Annotated in this window: 17 protein-coding genes and 1 pseudogene; 10 read left to right on the plus strand and 8 right to left on the minus strand. The window is 45.2% G+C overall.

Annotated features, from left to right (window positions below; genetic code table 11):
- The first annotated feature begins 262 nt into the window (after nucleotides 1-262).
- Complete coding sequence (locus AC1DLM_RS16750; RefSeq protein ID WP_441990081.1) at nucleotides 263-586, plus strand: hypothetical protein; 324 nt, start codon at nucleotides 263-265, stop codon at nucleotides 584-586.
- Between the two features lie 86 nt (nucleotides 587-672).
- Here AC1DLM_RS16750 and AC1DLM_RS16755 read toward each other — a convergent pair whose 3' ends face one another.
- Nucleotides 673-1395: a YheC/YheD family protein gene (locus AC1DLM_RS16755; protein ID WP_477570608.1), complete on the minus strand. Its 723-nt coding sequence runs from the start codon at nucleotides 1393-1395 to the stop codon at nucleotides 673-675.
- A 291-nt stretch (nucleotides 1396-1686) separates the two neighbouring features.
- On the opposite strand from AC1DLM_RS16755, the gene AC1DLM_RS16760 reads away from it, so the two are divergent.
- Nucleotides 1687-3426, plus strand: a complete 1740-nt coding sequence (locus tag AC1DLM_RS16760) for an ABC-F family ATP-binding cassette domain-containing protein (RefSeq protein ID WP_477570609.1) — start codon at nucleotides 1687-1689, stop codon at nucleotides 3424-3426.
- Between the two features lie 99 nt (nucleotides 3427-3525).
- On the opposite strand, the gene AC1DLM_RS16765 is transcribed toward AC1DLM_RS16760, so the two are convergent.
- The 4 genes from AC1DLM_RS16765 to AC1DLM_RS16780 are packed head-to-tail and all read right to left on the minus strand — an operon-like array spanning nucleotide 3526 to nucleotide 8081.
- Nucleotides 3526-4305 (minus strand): DUF1295 domain-containing protein, encoded by a 780-nt coding sequence (locus tag AC1DLM_RS16765; protein WP_477570610.1) that lies wholly within the window; start codon nucleotides 4303-4305, stop codon nucleotides 3526-3528.
- Entirely contained in the window at nucleotides 4306-6117 is a 1812-nt protein-coding gene (locus tag AC1DLM_RS16770; protein ID WP_477570611.1) for a DegV family protein, read from the minus strand. It lies immediately after the preceding gene.
- Complete coding sequence (locus AC1DLM_RS16775; RefSeq protein ID WP_477570612.1) at nucleotides 6105-7115, minus strand: EAL domain-containing protein; 1011 nt, start codon at nucleotides 7113-7115, stop codon at nucleotides 6105-6107. Before AC1DLM_RS16775 ends, AC1DLM_RS16770 begins: the two co-directional genes overlap by 13 nt.
- 33 nt (nucleotides 7116-7148) lie before the next feature.
- Nucleotides 7149-8081 carry a methyl-accepting chemotaxis protein gene (locus AC1DLM_RS16780; protein ID WP_477570613.1) on the minus strand — a complete coding sequence of 311 codons (933 nt, stop codon included), beginning with the start codon at nucleotides 8079-8081 and terminating at the stop codon, nucleotides 7149-7151.
- Nucleotides 8082-8259: 178 nt separating this feature from the next.
- Here AC1DLM_RS16780 and AC1DLM_RS16785 point away from each other — a divergent pair, with 178 nt between their 5' ends.
- Nucleotides 8260-9141: a MerR family transcriptional regulator gene (locus AC1DLM_RS16785; protein ID WP_477570614.1), complete on the plus strand. Its 882-nt coding sequence runs from the start codon at nucleotides 8260-8262 to the stop codon at nucleotides 9139-9141.
- A 144-nt stretch (nucleotides 9142-9285) separates the two neighbouring features.
- Here the strand turns inward: AC1DLM_RS16785 and AC1DLM_RS16790 are convergent, their stop codons facing one another.
- The gene (locus AC1DLM_RS16790; RefSeq protein WP_477570615.1) at nucleotides 9286-9873 is read right to left on the minus strand and encodes a TetR/AcrR family transcriptional regulator; all 588 of its coding nucleotides are present in this window, start codon (nucleotides 9871-9873) and stop codon (nucleotides 9286-9288) included.
- A gap of 270 nt (nucleotides 9874-10143) precedes the next feature.
- On the opposite strand from AC1DLM_RS16790, the gene AC1DLM_RS16795 reads away from it, so the two are divergent.
- The 4 genes from AC1DLM_RS16795 (at nucleotide 10144) to AC1DLM_RS16810 (ending at nucleotide 13296) form a co-directional block, all read left to right on the plus strand.
- The gene (locus AC1DLM_RS16795; protein WP_477570616.1) at nucleotides 10144-11337 is read left to right on the plus strand and encodes an MFS transporter; all 1194 of its coding nucleotides are present in this window, start codon (nucleotides 10144-10146) and stop codon (nucleotides 11335-11337) included.
- A gap of 160 nt (nucleotides 11338-11497) precedes the next feature.
- Nucleotides 11498-12439, plus strand: a complete 942-nt coding sequence (locus AC1DLM_RS16800; RefSeq protein ID WP_477570617.1) for a hypothetical protein — start codon at nucleotides 11498-11500, stop codon at nucleotides 12437-12439.
- An 84-nt stretch (nucleotides 12440-12523) separates the two neighbouring features.
- A complete protein-coding gene (locus tag AC1DLM_RS16805) occupies nucleotides 12524-12775 on the plus strand; it encodes an NHLP leader peptide family RiPP precursor (RefSeq protein WP_477570618.1) in 252 nt (83 codons plus the stop codon).
- A gap of 278 nt (nucleotides 12776-13053) precedes the next feature.
- Complete coding sequence (locus tag AC1DLM_RS16810) at nucleotides 13054-13296, plus strand: NHLP leader peptide family RiPP precursor (RefSeq protein ID WP_477570619.1); 243 nt, start codon at nucleotides 13054-13056, stop codon at nucleotides 13294-13296.
- Here the strand turns inward: AC1DLM_RS16810 and AC1DLM_RS16815 are convergent.
- The gene (locus tag AC1DLM_RS16815) at nucleotides 13268-15181 is read right to left on the minus strand and encodes an ATP-binding protein (RefSeq protein ID WP_477570620.1); all 1914 of its coding nucleotides are present in this window, start codon (nucleotides 15179-15181) and stop codon (nucleotides 13268-13270) included. The two genes, AC1DLM_RS16810 and AC1DLM_RS16815, sit on opposite strands and share 29 nt — an antisense overlap.
- Before the next feature lie 372 nt (nucleotides 15182-15553).
- Nucleotides 15554-16519 carry a helix-turn-helix transcriptional regulator gene (locus AC1DLM_RS16820; RefSeq protein WP_477570621.1) on the minus strand — a complete coding sequence of 322 codons (966 nt, stop codon included), beginning with the start codon at nucleotides 16517-16519 and terminating at the stop codon, nucleotides 15554-15556.
- Between the two features lie 90 nt (nucleotides 16520-16609).
- On the opposite strand from AC1DLM_RS16820, the gene AC1DLM_RS16825 reads away from it, so the two are divergent.
- The 3 genes and pseudogenes from AC1DLM_RS16825 to AC1DLM_RS16835 all read left to right on the plus strand — a co-directional run.
- On the plus strand, nucleotides 16610-17032 hold the full coding sequence (locus AC1DLM_RS16825) for a DoxX family protein (protein ID WP_477570622.1): 423 nt from the start codon (nucleotides 16610-16612) through the stop codon (nucleotides 17030-17032).
- Nucleotides 17033-17148: 116 nt separating this feature from the next.
- Nucleotides 17149-17628, plus strand: a complete 480-nt coding sequence (locus AC1DLM_RS16830; protein ID WP_477570623.1) for a GyrI-like domain-containing protein — start codon at nucleotides 17149-17151, stop codon at nucleotides 17626-17628.
- A gap of 23 nt (nucleotides 17629-17651) precedes the next feature.
- A pseudogene (locus tag AC1DLM_RS16835) lies at nucleotides 17652-17836 on the plus strand (phage tail protein); the annotation flags it as partial.

Below are 17836 nucleotides of genomic sequence, written 5' to 3' on the forward strand. Positions count from 1 at the left end.
GAAGCGATCGGTCAAAAAAACTGAAAACAGTGGGTTTTAGCCAGGGGCACTCTAGAGAGTGCCCTTTGTTTTATTTCAAAAACATGCCGTTACTTGTGCATAACCTCTCGAGGAAATACTCTCTATTGCGCACGTCATAAGCTGCCGTATCCTCGCGACCACCGGACAAACGTACTTTTTTTCCTTGTCCACATTTATACCTTACCAAAACGATATCAATTGCATCTACTGAACTATATCAATAAAAAAGGAGGCTTTGAGGATGGGAAATAGAGGACCTGGGGGTTATGACCCCGTTCAGATATTTAACTCCACTTCGTTTAATGCGTCTGGGACAGTTGAATATGCATCCATCTTTTGTAGTGACGACAATTATAGTGTTCAGCGTGACGAGACTTGGAGAGCATCTAGCCGTGGAGTCTGTTTGGTGACTAAAATCTCCGCAACGGTTAAAACGCCGAGTGGAAATATTGAAGCGGAACCTTATACTTCTTCCGGCACTTCTTTCAGCCAGTTTGCCATTATACAGGTAGGGGTAAATAGGTTCCAAGTGACGCGCGTTGTAAGTGGCACAAGACGCAAGTGAATTCCCAAGCGGGGCATTATTAAGAATAGGTACCAAACATGAAAAGACGACAGGCCAAAGATAAAAGGCTGGTCGTCTTTTTTGTTTTAATGTTTCTTATACCATAATATTCTGCGATGCATCGAGGAATCTTTCAAGAGCCGGAAAGGGCGCAAGTCCGGGTTGTAATTGCCTTCGATGATCCAAATCCGCCGTTTCCTGTCGATGCCGATATCGAACCCGACTTGTCTAAGCTTGGGGTAACGCTCACCCAGTCGTTTGGCAGCCAATAGTGCGATGCGTTCCGCTTTGATAAGCAAGCTCCGATCTCCGATTCGGGCTAGTTTTAGCGCCTCAAGCACTGGGATGGTGCGGCTGGTCACATTCGTGACTAGATAACCTTGCGCCGCAACTTTCGCGTATGAGCCTGTCACGTTCCAAGTGAATGAAGAGCCTTTTTTTCGCTGAGCCATTATCCGAATGTCGAACGGCCTGTGCCCAATTTGAGCAAGCTGTAGACGCCTTTGGACAATATATCCTCGACCTCTGTTTTTTTTACGGAGCCATTTGAGTAGCTTATCAGTGTCTCTCATGGTGACAGCATTATTCTCGTTATGAATACGATAGGCGTTTGCACCGTTCCGTTTAATGAACACGATATCCCTTCCGTAACTCCCGTCGCGAGGTTTCAGTACGACGCTCTGATAGTGATGCAGCATCTTGGATAAGGCGTTCTTCTTAAGCAACTGTGTTTTTGGCAACCGTCTGGCGAGAAAGGACCCATTGCGAAGGATGCGATATTGCAACCATTTGTCTCTTTTGATTAACATGGCAATCCCAGCCTTTTTCAATCTTCTACGTTAATTCTAAGTCAAAATGGTGATGAGCATAAGTGACTATTCGTCTATATTTATGAGCCGAAGCAGGTGATCCGATGCTCGGGCGTCAGGAACGGGTCTTTGGGTTGCAAGTAGAACTGCTCGGCTAGAACCGCGTGACTCGGATCGTTTCTGTTTTCTCCGCTATGTGTGGTAGAATGGTGGGCATATGGAATTCAAAATTTATATTTTGCAATACTTTTAAAAATAGTCACAAATTTTGTTATAAAGAAAGGTAATACTATGATAAAAGTTGAAAACTTATCCTTCTCATTTCCGCAAAAAGAACTATATAACAACATTTCATTTACGCTTGAAGAGGGACAACATTGCGCTTTTATAGGAACAAGCGGCAGTGGGAAAAGTACATTGATCGATATACTGATGGATCCAGAAAGATATTTGTTCGAGGGCAAGTTAGAAATAGACCCGACTTGCAATATTCGGCATGTAAGTCAATTCCCACAATTCGACAAAACGAAAGAAACAACAGTTTTTGAATATATAGGGGAAGAATTTATTAAGATACAAAATGAAATAACAGCGATTTGTACGGAGATGGAAACAGCATCGGATATGGATGCGTTATTAGAAAAGTATCAATTAGCTTTAGACACATTTGATACAATCGGTGGGGCTGATTTTGAAAGCAACATTCATAAAAAACTAAATCTAGCAAACCTCATGAAGCTAAAAGATCTTAGGGTATCCGACCTGAGTGGTGGGGAATTCAAACTTATTCAAGTGATGAAGGAAATGCTTAGTAGTCCAGACCTAATGATTATGGACGAACCAGATGTGTTTTTAGACTTTGAAAACCTAAATGCGCTTAAAAATCTGATTAATTCTCACAAAGGAATGCTGCTAGTTGTTACGCACAACCGATATCTATTGAATCATTGTTTCAACAAAATGATACACCTTGAAAACATGGAGATCCAAGAGTTTGATGGGCGGTATATTGAGTATAATTTCTCATTACTTCAGACAAAAATTGAGTTGCAAGAAATCGCAGTCGCTGAACAAGAAGAAATTGAGAGATACGATAACATTATTGATAATCTTAGAGCTATCGCAACGTATAATTCAGAAGCCTCTAGAGGGAGAGCATTAAAAGCTAGAGTTAGGTTTCAAGAAAGATTGGAAGCGCGTAGAATTAAAGCGCCTTTTGTTGATATTAAGCAACCGAAGATTAGTTTTGGTATTGAAAATGAGATTGAAGACACCATTGTTGTAAATGTCAATAATTATCGTGTTACCTTTGATGAGTTGCTTTTAGACAATGTGAACTTTGAGATAAAATCTACGGATAAAGTAGCCATTATTGGTCCAAACGGTACCGGGAAAACGACTTTACTCCGCGATATCTTTACAAATAATCACGATTCAATTGAAATAAATGCTGATGTTAAAGTGGCTTATTTATCTCAGAATCAAGGCGAAGTGCTAAAGGATTCTAATACCATACTAGAAGAATTCATCGATGCTGGGTTTAAAACGTATGATGAGGTTAGATCGTTTATTTCAAACTATGGCTTTGAAGGAGAAATCGTTAATCAAAAGATAGCATCTTTATCTGGTGGGGAAAAAAATATGCTTCAATTAGCTAAAGTTTCTGCCAGTAAAGCAAACGTATTGCTTCTTGATGAACCGACAAGCCATTTAGACACCTATACACAAATAGCACTGGAGAAAGCCATTGAGGACTATAAAGGTGCGATTCTCATGATTTCGCATGATTTCTACTCTGTTGTAAATGGTATGGATTATGTTCTGATCATTGACGATAAGACGATTAGAAAAATGAGTATGCGAAAATTTAGACAGATGATATATGCGAGTCATTTTGATAGAGACTATCTAGAAAATGAACAAAATAAAAAATCAGTTGAAATGAAAATAGAATTGGCTTTAAAAGATACGAATTTTGAACTTGCAAAAGTATTGGTTGAGGAGCTAGAAGAGCTGATTAAGTTGCTTTGAATGACAACCCTCTGATTGAATGTGGTTCTGTTCCATGCACAAAGTGATTCTTAGTTAAGACCATAAACGAGAATTATTTGTAGCATGGAAGAGGACAGTTTACCGGCTTTCGATCCGAGGAAACCATGGTATGAATCGATTCGTTTCTCTTTTATATTGCTGGTAAGCCAGATTATGCGCGTAACGCCGATCGAGGAACGGTACGCCGGAAACCTTGATAAGTAGAAGGTTAATCAACAGGGAACTGATTAACGCACCCCAACCGCCGGGTAAAGGGAGGACGATCAGTGCGATTCCCCACCACATAACGGCTTCGCCAAAGTAATTGGGATGGCGAGTATAGCGCCATAACCCGCTTGTCAGCACTTCTTCTTGATTCCGGCGGTTCTTCTTAAATTGTCGAAGTTGCCAATCTCCAATCGTTTGGAACCCGAACCCGACAATCCAAACAGCCAAACCTAGGTAAGCAGCTAGATCAAAGACGCTGCTCTGTTCCGAATGAACGCGAATGATCGGGTATGCGAGCAGCAGCATAATGAATCCTTGCATCATAAAGACGCGGAAAAAGGCGATGAGCGTTGCGCGGTTCCCCCATTGTCTACGGAAGTTGGCATAGCGGTAATCTTCCCCGCGACCCATAGAACGAATGAATAGATAGACCGCCAACCGAATACCCCATATGCACACCAAGATCGTAATAAGCAATTGTCTACCGTCAAAATCTTCTTGATACCCGAACGTCGTCAGTGCGATGATGACGAATCCTAAGCCCCAACCGATATCTACAATCGAGTTGTCTTTCTTGACTTGTGCTACTAAGAATAATAAGGCCATAAAAATAAAGACAGCAGCTCCGCTGATTCCATACAATGTCCACATTTACGTATTCCTCCTCGTATTTTCGCTGCTTAGCATCATGGCAACGCTCACCGCTCCTTTGCCTGCATGCAGCCCGATGACAGGTGCTACCCCGGTGATGTACAGTGGATTTTGTCCAGTCATCCGGACCATTTCTTCTACATAACGCGTGCTGTCCGCCTCAGCTCCAGCATGAAGGATAACATAGCGTTGGATTGGATTACGGCGATGGATGAGGGAGATCATTTTCAGCATTTTGCCAAGATTGGATTGTTTATAAAAGGTTTTGCCATACAGGATCGATTGGCCTTCTTGATTGACTGATACAATAGGCTTCATATCGAGCCATCTCCCGATTTTCTCTTGAAGCGGGCTTACTCTTCCGCCTCTAATCATGTGCTTCAATGTTGGGACGCTCACGAGAATTTCCGTACGAGGTATGGACGAAGCTAGCAAATCAAGCACCTCGTCAATCGGTTTGCCTGCTTTAACGGCCTCCGCGGTTAGATGAACGATAAGCCCGTAAGCACCTGACAAAGTCCTCGAGTCTACCACATGTATTCTGTCCGAATCAATGCGCTCGGCTGCTTGTCGGCATGCATCGTAGGTGCCGCTTAGCGGCTTAGATAGATGAATAGAAATAATATGGTCATAATGAGTCAATAACTGTTCATAGAGCAACGTAATGGTTTCTTGAGCAGGCTGCGAGGTGGTCGGTTGATCGGTCATCCCGTCGAGCTTGTCATAAAATGTATCTAATTGAAGGGTTACTTTATCTAGATATGTCGAACGACCGAGCTGGAGATGTAGAGGAATCCTATGAATCTGATAGTCATCTAGCCACGACTCTGGTATATCGCAGGCAGAATCGATCACAAGGGCAATGGACGCTTGGCGGTTGTAAATCATGTCGTTCTGCCGCTTCATGTCTTCAACCTTCTGATAGACGATCCAGCCGTGATTTTGAATGACTTCGGCGACCTGTGCAGGAACGTTTGTATGAATATGGATTTTGCCCTGATGGCACTCACCAACGGCTACGATCGAGTTACCCATAGTGGCGATATGCCCTTTGACTTCTTCCAAATTCGTCCTGATATCGAACAAAAATTCGGTACAATAACGATACGCAAGGGAATCTGTGACTTCATGTGAATGGCTGTGGACAGCGACGCCAGATGAAGCGAATGGTTCCGGTTCTTCAAAGACCTTTCCAGCAACCGGGAATGTATCGTCCAATGAAGCGATAAATCCCTGCAAGAAATGGATAAAGCCCCTCGCTCCCGCATCGACGACGTTATGCTTTCGAAGTACGTCCAGCTGGTGCTTCGTATTCTCCAACGAAATACACGCTTCGGCGAACGAGCGTTGCAACATGTCCGCAAGCCCCTCCGAAGGAGCGAATGCTGTTTGAAGAACGTTGACCCAGTCATCCATGACTGACAACACGGTTCCTTCCTTCGGTTCATGCACAGAACGCCGAGACATCGCCACAGATTGCTCGCACATTTCAATAAACTGTGCTTTCTTTAGCTCCGGGCGAGCGGCCATATAACTGCACATAGAAAGGATAAACTGGGAGAAAATCATCCCTGAGTTGCCGCGAGATCCTCTTAAACAAGCCCGTTTCATACTTTCGAGCATCTCGGAGGAGGTATCGCTCCATTTCATCTCCCGTACGAGCATTCGCATTAAATGAGCAAGATTGCTTCCCGTATCCCCATCAGGAACGGGGAAAACGTTGATAGCGTTCAACTCTTTTTCCCTCGCAATAATTTCGTTGGCTCCGGCCAAGATCATGCGGAATAACGTTTGGTGATTTAGAACTTGCAAGTCTGGACCTCCTGTTGAGGGCTCGGAGGAAGGCTGGGTTTTCCGAATAAGTAGCCTTGAAATAGCCGATACCCTCGTTGTTTTAACCATTCGAAATCTTCTCTGGATTCGATCCCTTCCGCTAGCGGTACTGACCCGATGCGTAAAGCTGTTTCGAGGAAAAGTTCCGCCATCCGCTGCATCGCTGAATTTCGTGAGACTCCATGTACATGGGTACGATCCAATTTCATGTATTGAGGCTTAAGCTCCACCAGCATTTCCACCGTACTGAAGCCTTCTCCGACATCATCGAGGGCGTATTTAAACCCTTTTTCCCTATAAAACGCTAATATACGCTTCAAATGAGCCAAGTCCTCGGTCTTCTCCGTTTCAACAACTTCGAAAACAAACAGCGAAGGCTCAATGTTCAGTTTTGCAGCTAAGTCGATGGTGGACTTTAAACAAAATTCGGGAGAATAAATGGACGTCGGTATAAAATTAATAAACGTTTTGGCCCGAAGAGGCGCAGCTTCTTCTACTGCTTTCATCCTGCATAGCCGGTCTAAAGCGTATAGCCGACCACGTGTCTTAGCAGCCGGGAAGACGATGTTCGGATATAGCAAGGAACCGTCTTCGTCCATGAATCTCGCCAAGGCTTCATAGGCATAAATCCGTTCTTCGCTGTCAACAATAGGTTGAAAATACATGCAAACTTGACGTTCAGCGATTAACTTGTCGATCCACTTCGTTTCAGGAATCACCGGAAGCTCCGACATGGGCCTCCAGTCCTCTCCTGGCAGCCGAATTCTCATTTTCTCTCGATCCAGGTGATCGTTGCAAAAGTCCGCAAGCTCACGAGCTCCGAACTCTTTAATCGTTAAAGTGTCTTCATTCGCATGGTGCAAGGCGTTTCTAACTCGCATAAGATTAGACATATCACGCAACAAATTCCGGTTATGGGCCCCTTCAACTTTAATTTCGATGAGCAACTCATTCAGTCCGCAACCCTGACAGCTCATTGGCATTTCCTCCCGTTGTAATCGGATTTGTTGTTAATTCAGGATCAACTTGATTTCGTTCGCTTTCCCATCGAGCTCATTGGCGGCTTTCCCGATGTCCTGGAACTCTCCTACAGCTTGCTGAATTCGTCTCTGGCTCTCGGAAGCAAAAATCTGCGAGCGTTTCGTGCTTTCCCCGACTTCCCGGACATGGGCCTCGATTTCTTCGACGTAATTGCTTGCTTCCTTAGTCGCTTGTTCGACTTGGGCTGCAAGCTTGCGCACCTCGCTCGCGACTACAGCGAAAGCTCGACCGTGCTCCTTTGCGTGAGCCGCTTCGATCGCCGCGTTAAGGGCAAGAAGATTTGTTTGCGAAGCAATGTCTTTGATTGATCGTACGATTTTGCGAATGGAATGGGACTGGTGTTCCAATTGAAGTAAAACAGCCATATTCTCCTCGGAGCCCGATACGACGTTGCCAACCGCTTCTTCGATCTCCTTGCTGCGAGCCATGCCTTCCCGTGCCCGATGCAGCAGATCCTCGGACATTTGCAAAAGATCCCCTGTCAATCGGGCAGCCGCCTGTTCTCGCTCGTCGATGTTAGTCGCGATCTTCAACACGCCGGATGGTAGTCCATCTTCACCGAGGATCGGCATATAAGTGGCTTCAAGCCAAATAAGACGCCCGTCTTTTCGCACTCTGTGGATTTTGTTCTGGAACGCCCTGCCTTGTCGAAATCCTTCCCACAGCTGGTGGTAGTGAGCGCTATTTCGAAATTCAGGCGTACAGAACGAGGCATGTCGCATTCCTTGCATTTCCGATGTCTGATAACCCATGGAGCTCGCGAAGTTATTGTTGGCATAAAGCACGGTGCCCTCCATGTCGAATTCAATCATGGCAAGGGAGCTTTCAATGGCCGTCATCAATGATAGAAGTTTCTTATCGCCATGCGTCTCTTTTAAAGCCGTTGCTTGCTCTTTATCCATTAGAATAAGCACCTCGATTATGTATAGATTTTTGATTATAATTGTACAAAACCTATACAATATTAGCAAGGGATTTTGAGAATTAGCGAAAAATTTCGGAAAATCGACGAAAATTTTGACAAAGCTCTCCTCATTTTGTATTGATTATGTATAATTAAGTGGAGGAGGGGACGAAATCATGTATAGCATGAAAAAGGCGTCCGAGCTGCTGGGCATCCCGGTCGTGACGATTCGGGCCTGGGAGAACCGATACGGGGTTATTTCCCCGAGCCGAAGCGGCGGCGGACATCGCCTGCTAAGCGAAGAAGATCTTTCAAAGCTTCGCTTCCTTAAAAACCAAATCGAACAAAACGGCTTGAAGATCAGCGAAGCAGTGGCAAAACTGCTGCAGCAAAGCAAGTCTAACCMTCCGGTACAGGAAGCAGAACAGGCGGCTAGCATACGAACATACGACATTTTGGCCGAAAAGCTATACATGGATTTGATCCAATTCAGATCCGTCCAAGCAGACGAGACGATAGATCTGGCATTTGCCTTGTATGACTTCGAAGAGGCATTCCGACGCATCATTGTTCCTGTCCTTTATAGGGCCGGAGCAGATTGGGAGGCAGGGAAAATCGTCGTAGCACAGGAACATTTCGCTACGGAAACGATTATGCGAAGAATATCTGCCTTGTTCAGAATTTTTCCCGTGAATCCAAGCATGCCTGTTGTATTGGCTTTTTGCCCCGAGGGAGAACGGCACCATCTCGGACTCATGTCGTTTAGCCTGTTCTTGCGTAAACGCGGAGCTGAGGTGCTGTATCTAGGACCCGATACGCCTTTGATGGATCTGGATAGCATCATCGTAAATCACAATGTATCTTTTATCGCAGTTTCCGTTACGGACCGACAACATGTGGACAAGCTCTTGGAGTGGATTGAAGTAGCCATACGGAACCATCCTCGATTGAGGTTCCTTCTCGGGGGGGCCGCATTCGACTTAGAGGAATGGCGCCCTGTTAAAGCTAATGTGCGTTATATGTCTGTCGAAGAATGGGAAGATTGGCATAACGCTTAAGAATAACTGGGTCAGTAGGAGGGGCATCTATCAGTGAGGGTAGTGACCTTCTAAAATCGAAAGGCACCCGATTCGGGTGCCTTTTGGTTTTGCTGTATAGAGGTTACGAAGCGCCAAAGCCGCTTGAAAAACGGCAAATACGACTCAAATTAAACGGATTCCTTCAAATGCGTTTTTCACTAAATTCTTGACATAGAATTCGTCCAAGGTTTCGCCTGTCACAAGCAAACGATAGAAAATAGGCCCGTAAATGAGATCAATACATATGCCAATGTCGAGATTATTTTTCAATTCCCCGCGTTGAACCCCTTTTTCCAAAAGACCTCGGGCCTCAAGTCGGCGGGGACGGAAAAACCGAGCACGATAGGCCTCCGCCAATCCTGAATCAAACTGCCCTTCGCCTAATAACTGCGTAATGATGGTTCCCTCTCGGCTTGTCAAAAACCCGGTTAAATTCGTGGCGTGAATGAGAATGTCACTAAATGTTGTACCTGTATCAGGGATAGGTAGTCTGTCCGTGGCGGCATGCAGGAAACCATCCATAACCACGGCAGCCTTGTTAGGCCACCACTTATATATCGTGGCTTTGCTAACTTGGGCACGATCAGCGATTTTATCCACGGTGACGGCTTGAAAGCCATTTTCCAGCAATAACTCGTAAGATGCGGAAAGGATAGACTTTTGAGATTCAATATTCCGCGGCCTGCCTCTTTTTCCATTCATCGTCATCATCCTCTTTCATACATATCTGATCCGAAACAAATAAACTATACGTCCAGTATACCAATTATTAATAAGAAATAAAGTTGCAATTACCCATTTACAAAACTACACGTTCAGTATATTATACAAATATACATTTAATAAACTATACGTTTAGTATTTAAAATAAATAAAGGAATTATGTAAGGAGGAAGCAGGATGGAATTGTAGCTGTCGTGAAGCCATGAATGTATTGAGAAAATAGAACACAATATATTTCTATATAAGGAGTTGCTTAAAATGACTGCTTTAAAAAAACAAGCTATCGAGAAAAATATCCCAACATGGTTAACCCTAGTGCTGGCTGCCGCATGCGGCGTCATTGTAGCTAATCTTTACTATGCGCAGCCCTTGGTAGGGGTCATCAGCTCTTCCATCGGGTTGTCCGCAAATAGCTCCGGCTTGATTGTGACGTTAGCACAGATAGGTTATGTAGTCGGCTTGTTATTTATTGTACCTATGGGAGATATCGTTGAAAATCGAAGGTTGGTTGTCGCATCTTTACTTCTTACAGGTGTTGCTCTTGCAGTTGCGGCAGTTTCGAAGCAAGCTGCGCCATTCTTGGCGGCATCGTTTGTCATCGGAGTAGGGTCAGTCGCGGCGCAGGTACTCGTGCCTTTTGCGTCATACCTTGCATCGGATTCTTCACGCGGTCGCGTTGTCGGCAATGTCATGAGTGGTTTGTTGCTTGGCATTATGCTCTCGCGACCATTGTCGAGCCTAGTGGCCGAATTCCTGGGCTGGCATGCCGTATTCGCTTTGTCAGCCGCAGCGATTATTATTTTGGCGATCGTACTTTCAAAGGTGTTACCCCAAAGAAAGCCAACGGCGAACACACGCTATGCCGCTCTGCTCGGTTCGATGTGGCACTTGCTGCGCACAACCCCGATCTTACGCCGTCGGGCAGCTTATCACGCATTTGTGTTTGCATCGTTTAGTCTATTTTGGACAACAGTTCCGTTACTGTTATCCAGCCCAGTCTTTCATTTTTCGCAGATAGATATTGCGTTGTTCGCGCTTGTAGGAGTTGCGGGGGCTATAGCTGCGCCTGTGGCCGGACGGTTGGCGGACCGTGGCTGGACTAAACCCGCAACAGGGATTGCACTCGGCACTGTCATCATTTCGATGTTGATACCGCTTATGATCCGTACGGGTTCAATGACCGGAATCGTTATTCTCGTCGTTTCAGCTATTTTATTGGACGCCGGCGTATCCGCAAATCTTGTGCTGGGACAACGTGCGTTGTTCTCACTGAGTCCAGAAATTCGCAGTCGGCTGAATGGCCTTTTTATGGCTATCTTCTTTTTTGGCGGTGCCATCGGATCTGCAATTGGTGGATGGGCATATGCTACAGGAGGTTGGAGTGCCGTATTATGGATTGGAATGGCTTTCCCCATCGCAGCTATTCTTTATTTTGCGACAGAGAAGAAGTGATCATTTCCCAAGTTCGTTGAAGAGAGACGAATACGGATTAGTAATCATATGGGTGAACTGCAAGGTTTACGCCTAGATGGATCAGAAGTATAATTATGGAAAACATGTGACCGACCTAGATAAACGATTTTCACAATAAGGAAGGAACTGATTCCCATCCATGAACCGATTAATAGATCAATATAGCGATGAGATTGTCCGGATCTTCGGGGAAGCGTCGGCTCAATTGCAGACGTTTCCGGAGGAACTGAAGGAGCAAGCTTTGGCGCTTCTTGGCGGGTGCTATCCGTTGGACAGGAAGGACAGTGAAGGACCTAATATGATCAGCTACCTGCTTCCGTATTGGGTTGGAGAGACCTTGGGGAGTCCGATCGAGCTGTGTCGCGAGTTAGCGGTGGGAAATGTCTACGGGATGTTGTCCTTTTTTCTCTTGGACGATGTAATGGATGAGAAGAGGGAGGTCCGGCGTTCGCTGGCTCTGAGCACGCTTTTGAATCAACGGTTCTTGGAGGCTTATCAGCGGTGTTTTTCAGGAAACGCTCAGCTGTGGGTTTGTTATAATCGTTATTTAGCGGAATGGGCAGATGCGATGTACCGTGAGGTGGACGAGCCTATGGACCCGCGGGATCCTGGCCGATTGGCCCGCAAGGCTGCCCCGGTGAAACTGTGTGCCGCAGCACTGTTGCTCCAAGCTGGAAGGGCCCAAGAGATTCGGGTTATGGAAACAGCCATCGATTTGGCCCTTGCGATACTCCAACTCTCCGATGACTGGATAGATTGGCGGGAGGATTTGCCGACGGCCGCCTGTAACGCTTTCCTAGTGTTATTGCGGGAGAACCTTCAGCTAGAGGCAGGCGAAGTTTTGGATGAGAGTATGGTGAAACGCAGCATTTATCAAGAGCAGGCCTTAGGAGGGCTTGCGACCCTTGCAATCGATTATGCAGATCGGTTGAGCGCCATGAAGGATGCTCCTCCATCCCTCCAGGTTTTCGCATCTGCGATCGCTCAAGGCTTGCAGAGCAAAGCAAACGAGATCAGAGATCATTACGATAGTTTGTTGAATGATGGCGGATTTTCAATTTATTTGAAGATGAATGGTTAATATGGTTAATAATGGTACAAAACGTCTAGTTCTATGGTATTATGAGGATGCAAATTATCCTAATATTTGGAAGGTTGTGTTGTCATGTCCATGGATACGTTGAAAGTGGATATCATCAAGAAGGCTTGGAAGGACCCTGATTTCAAGGCACGTTTGCTGGCAGATCCCCGTAGTGCGTTGCAGCAGGACTTCGGACATACTATTCCTGAAGGTATTGAGCTTCATGTGATGGCGGTAACACCTAGTAAGTATGCGCTGATCATTCCCCCGAAGCCAGAGGAATTGGATGAATTAACAGCTACTGGAGTACAACCACAGATGATTTCTTGGACCTAGGGTTGGAAACGAGAGGGAACCGGGCGATGGCTTCGGTTCCTTTTCCTTTTTCACTTTGGAATGCCAGAGTGCCCTCCAACTCTCCAGGTTTTCGCACCCGCCTTCGGTCAAAGCTTGCAGCGCAAGGCTAACAAGATAAGAGAGCATTACGCTGGTTTGTTGAATGATGGCGAATTTAAAATTTATTTGTCGATAAATGGTTAATAATGGTACAAAAGATCTAGTTCCATGGTATTATGAAAATGCAGATATCCTACATTTTGAAGGGTTGTGTTGTCATGTCCATGGATACGTTGAAAGTAAAGATTATTAAGAAGGCTTGGGAAGACGCAGATTTCAAGGCACGCTTGTTGGCAGATCCCCGAAGTGCGCTGAAGCAGGACTTCGGAATTGAAGTTCCTGAAGGTATTGAGCTGAGTGTGCTGGCGGAAACACCAGCTCATTATGCGCTTGTCATTCCCCCGCAACCGGAGGAAGTGGATCAAATGAAATCTAATGAGGTGCAGTATACTTGGACCTAGGGTTGGAAACGAGAGGGAACCGGACGATGGCTTCGGTTCCTTTTCCTTTTTCACTATGGAATTCCAAGGTGCCCTCCATCACTTCAATGATACGGAAGGTAACCATCAGGCCTAGGCCAGTTCCTTTGGTTTTCGTTGAGAAGTACGGTTCTCCTAGTTTCGCGATCTGCTCCGGTTCCATGCCTTCGCCGTTGTCTGCAATGCGTATGACAGCGGTTCTTCCCTCGTCCCAGGCGGTGATTGTAATGTGACCTTCTTCGTGAAGGGATTCGATGCTATTCTTGATGATGTTGATCAATGCCTGCTTGAACTTGGATGAGTTGCCCAAAATAATTTGGGGTTCGGGCACGTGGACCTCCAGCTCCCCATTGTTCAGCAAGACCAGCGGCGTCATCATCGTTTCGATCTGTGCTAGCTCCTGCTGCAAATTTAGCTCTACCAATGTATCCAGCTCTGGTTTTGCAAAGGTTAGGAAGTCCGTTATAATGCCTGATGCCCGATCCAGCTCCTGAATGGCCAAGGAAAAGTAGGACTTGTCGTGCTCCATTGATTTTCCCGAGAGTAGTTGCAAGAAACCTCTTGTGACTTGAAGAGGGTTGCGCACCTCATGGGCAATGGATGCGGCTAGTTCACTAATGATCTGCATTTTCTCCGTCCGCTGCAGTTGGTGATTGTAAAGTTCCAATTCTTTGGAGTAGGATAGGAGCCGGGCATAGTCAAATGCAATGCGGCGGTTTAGGATCATTACCAAAGAGGCAATCAGAATGATGATGCCAAGTTTCCATAAACTGAATATATGGGGTGTATCTATCGCGTACATCAGCAAGAGATCTGTTACACCGCAAAGGGCAAGGCTCAATATTCCCAAGGAGAGGATCAGGGAATTGGGATTCTGCATGGCGTTCCGAAAGGCGAGGAAGCTAATGAGAATCAATTGTCCGATAATGAGCGGTGCACCCAGCCAGAAGGTTAGAAATCCGTAAAGAGAATACAAGGGAGTTCCAATAATCTTATACCCTACCATAACGCAGAAGTTAATCATATAATAGACGACAAGCCAGCGGAATACCCGCTTGATCCATGGATACCGGCCTTCGAATATGTGGGTGACGAAGTACAGCAAGGCTGGAAACAAAATGTAAATAGACGTATCAAATATAAATACAAAAATGTGCCCAAGCTCAGGAAAATAGTAGTAGGGTATATCTGAGTAGGCCATGATTAGAATGCCGCTGCACATGACGAATAAGGTAAGCGCCAGGGCGGTACTGCGTAGGGCCCGGTTCAAGTACCAAGAGCAGAGAAACATTAGGAGCGACAGGAAAATGAAGCCTCCCCCTAGCAACAGGTCAGGCAGTTCCTTGCGGATGACTTGCTGGGAGATTTCGGGAAGCTCGCCAAGATGGATATCACTGCTGATGCCTGCCCGTTCCTTCGCTGTGAGCCGCAGATAGAGATCTCTGGCTATCTCAGTATGGTCGAGCGGCAGTTGGAGAAGGGTGCGCTCGAAGTCAAAGCTGCGATCGACCTGATAGACGGGCTTGCCGTTCTCATAAACTGTTATGTCCATAGCGAACAAGCGTTCAATATATAGGCCAGGTTTGGATAAGTTGGACGTCGGAGGGACAGTCAGGTGAATCCATGCGCCGACCTTTCCTTTGGGAATCGTATTAAACGGGTCTTCTGCCGTGGCAGACAGCCACTCTCCGTCCATGTCAGGCGGGGAGTCTTCAGGAGCTCCAACAGGAATCCATTGCACTTTCCAGGTGGATATTGGAGTACTGGCGGAATCCTCCGAAGAAGCTATATAGGGATACAAGAGCAAAGCCAAGAAGGCAGCGCCGCCTAATGTGAGTAGTAACAAGAACAAGTGGAAACGCTTCATTTGTGCACCTCGTAGGAATAACCCAGTATTTTCATGTATGCCTATAATTTCGACAAAATAGTGTATGAATCCTTCAGTTGCCGACAAATTTTTACAAATCCTTCAACATGCAAAAAGACCCACTTCACAACCGTAAACGAACGGATAGAAGAGGGTCTGTATTCAGATTACGGCATTACATGCTATCGGCCAGCCAGAATGGCATCAGCCAAGATATCGATCTGATTCTCGACGGCAATAAGATCCTCATTATACAAGTAATTATAGTTAACAACGTGGACGTTTCCGTTTTTGACTGCTTTTAGATTTTTCCAGGGAGGGCTGCTCTCCAGTTCTTTTAGAACAGTCGATGCCTCTTCTTCATTAATCATTTTACGTATTCGTGAAAAGAACCATTCTCTCCTGTAAACCTTCCACAACCTCTTTAGGCATTTCCCTAATCGTGATATCTCCACCTAAGAAAAGCAGCCAATTTGTGATTTCGTCCAATTCATCCGAGTGATGAACATTGATGAACGTTTTTAAAATTGCCGTAGACTGATAAGGATTCGTGTATGAAATTGACATTTTTAACGGATGGTATTTTTTGAACTGGGCAATCGCTTTAGGACCAAGTTCAAGGACAAGATTGATGACTTTTTCCTGTTTGCTTAGTTGTTCTATAATCTTCTTCTTGGCCGTTCTTTTTTTCCCAGAGTAGGGTGTAACATCGGTAAGATTGTCGACAGGAATAATCCGCCTCTTCTCTTCCTCTAGGTCAAAGCCTTCAATCTGCCAAGAGCTTTTTTCACGATATAAGTGCAACAGATAGATGGGATAAGTCTTTATTTCCCTCCCTACTTCGACGGAAACCACTAAGTAGCTATCCATAATAATGATTTGGATAAGTTGTTCTAACATAGGATGGGGCAGATCGGACAGATCAAGCAGATCGGGATTGTGGGGGTTGGTTCCCTCAAATAGCAAGATTTGATTTAACAGAACAAGATCATCTTGTTGGTTTTCCGATATAAGTCCGAGTAATTTTTCCGCTAAAGAGTGACGACTCTTGAGATAGGGAAGTTGTTGATTTCTCGTGGCCATGAAGGCAATAAAAAGGGCCTTTATCTCATTATCGGTAAAGCGGACAGTCGGTAGGACGGAATTTTTCATGACAAAATAACCACCATCCCTCCCGACTTCAGCGACAAGCGGCATCCCCATCGTCTCAATTTCTCTGATATCTCTAATGGCTGTCGAACGAGAGATATGAAATTCCTGCATAATCTCAGATATGGTAAAGTGGGCTCGGTTATTGATATACCGCATGATGATGTTAATTCGTTCTACTTTTTTCATCGGATCCTCTAAACAGTATCATTTTTTGACATGGTTTATGGTTATTATAAAGCTATCAAGTAAAAAAAGAAATCCAGAGGAGGAATGAACATGAGTACGATCATTAGTAATGAAAAAATGACAAAAGTAGAGTCCCGCCCTTTTGGAAGGATGGCCGTTTATTGGACCGTCACAATCCTACTCGCATTCTCAATTGCATTAAGTGGTATCGGGCAACTAATGCGATACGGGGGGAATGTCGATCTAGTGACCGATATTGGTTTCCCGTTATATGTCACAAACATTCTCGGAACTTGGAAGTTGCTTGGCGTCATTGCAATCGTAATGCCAGGATTCCCCCGACTTAAGGAATGGGCTTATAGCGGTATCTTTTTTCTAATGACGGGTGCGGCCTTATCTCATGTGTTCGCCAACGATTACGGTGATTACGGATTCCATCTTATTCTTCCGCTTTTCTATGCCGTGCTTAGTATCGCCTCTTGGGCGCTGCGTCCCCAAAGCCGCAAACTTTAATAGGTAGTTGAGATTCATCGGATCTTCTAAACAGTATCATATTTTGACATGATTTAAGGTTAATATAAACGTATTAAGTAAAAAAAATCATTAATTTGAAAAAAGGAGATTTAATTATGACAATGTATACCCTTGAGGAAAAAGACAGCTTTATCGTTCTAGGTATTGGCACGGAGCTGAAGAGCAATTACACGGATTATGCCGGTATCAACAAGGAGAAGGAAAACTTTTGGCGGGCCGTAGAGCAAGATGGAAGGCTTGACGCTTTAAAAGCAATTGCCACGAACGACTACATTTTMGCCGTGAACGAAGCGGTGAATCACAAGATGATGTATTATGCTGGCGTCATGACAGGAGCATCGGTACCGGAAGAACACAGAGTTATTCAATTCCCTAAGGGACAATATCTCGTCGTTAAAGGCGAAGGGAAGACGGCGGATGAGTTGAGTAATAAGCTCACTGGCATTGCCTTTGGTCAAGTTCTGCCTGAAGCCCAGAATTTTGCCTATGTTGGCGGGCCAAATGCAACGGTTGAGATGGGGCAGCGAGACGGTCTCGTCTATGGTGAAGTATGGATTCCTGTTGTAGGGAAATAAACGAGGTCATGGGAGGGATTAGCGTGTCTCAGATTGTTGATTTTAAAAATGTGTCTACGGTAGGTTTAGAGTCTTCACCTGTCGTAGAAGCGCTTGCTGGTTTACGTGCGAATGAAGCCCGTTACTTTATGAACAAATACAAACATGAATTTACGGTTATACCCGCTAGCGAAAGTCAGGAGAACCTTGATTATGTGAACCAAATTTT

It is taken from the genome of Paenibacillus sp. 01T442, assembly GCF_056398345.1.

What these genes read in the sequence shown, in the direction of transcription:
- AC1DLM_RS16825 (WP_477570622.1), top strand. Translation starts at nt 16,610, where the DNA reads ATGAGTACGATCATTAGTAATGAAAAAATGACAAAAGTAGAGTCCCGC.
- AC1DLM_RS16760 (WP_477570609.1), top strand. Translation starts at nt 1,687, where the DNA reads ATGATAAAAGTTGAAAACTTATCCTTCTCATTTCCGCAAAAAGAACTA.
- AC1DLM_RS16750 (WP_441990081.1), top strand. Translation starts at nt 263, where the DNA reads ATGGGAAATAGAGGACCTGGGGGTTATGACCCCGTTCAGATATTTAAC.
- AC1DLM_RS16790 (WP_477570615.1), bottom strand. Translation starts at nt 9,873, where the DNA reads ATGATGACGATGAATGGAAAAAGAGGCAGGCCGCGGAATATTGAATCT.
- AC1DLM_RS16780 (WP_477570613.1), bottom strand. Translation starts at nt 8,081, where the DNA reads ATGGATAAAGAGCAAGCAACGGCTTTAAAAGAGACGCATGGCGATAAG.
- AC1DLM_RS16795 (WP_477570616.1), top strand. Translation starts at nt 10,144, where the DNA reads ATGACTGCTTTAAAAAAACAAGCTATCGAGAAAAATATCCCAACATGG.
- AC1DLM_RS16815 (WP_477570620.1), bottom strand. Translation starts at nt 15,181, where the DNA reads ATGAAGCGTTTCCACTTGTTCTTGTTACTACTCACATTAGGCGGCGCT.
- AC1DLM_RS16810 (WP_477570619.1), top strand. Translation starts at nt 13,054, where the DNA reads ATGTCCATGGATACGTTGAAAGTAAAGATTATTAAGAAGGCTTGGGAA.
- AC1DLM_RS16765 (WP_477570610.1), bottom strand. Translation starts at nt 4,305, where the DNA reads ATGTGGACATTGTATGGAATCAGCGGAGCTGCTGTCTTTATTTTTATG.
- AC1DLM_RS16800 (WP_477570617.1), top strand. Translation starts at nt 11,498, where the DNA reads ATGAACCGATTAATAGATCAATATAGCGATGAGATTGTCCGGATCTTC.
- AC1DLM_RS16755 (WP_477570608.1), bottom strand. Translation starts at nt 1,395, where the DNA reads ATGTTAATCAAAAGAGACAAATGGTTGCAATATCGCATCCTTCGCAAT.
- AC1DLM_RS16820 (WP_477570621.1), bottom strand. Translation starts at nt 16,519, where the DNA reads ATGAAAAAAGTAGAACGAATTAACATCATCATGCGGTATATCAATAAC.
- AC1DLM_RS16805 (WP_477570618.1), top strand. Translation starts at nt 12,524, where the DNA reads ATGTCCATGGATACGTTGAAAGTGGATATCATCAAGAAGGCTTGGAAG.
- AC1DLM_RS16775 (WP_477570612.1), bottom strand. Translation starts at nt 7,115, where the DNA reads ATGAGCTGTCAGGGTTGCGGACTGAATGAGTTGCTCATCGAAATTAAA.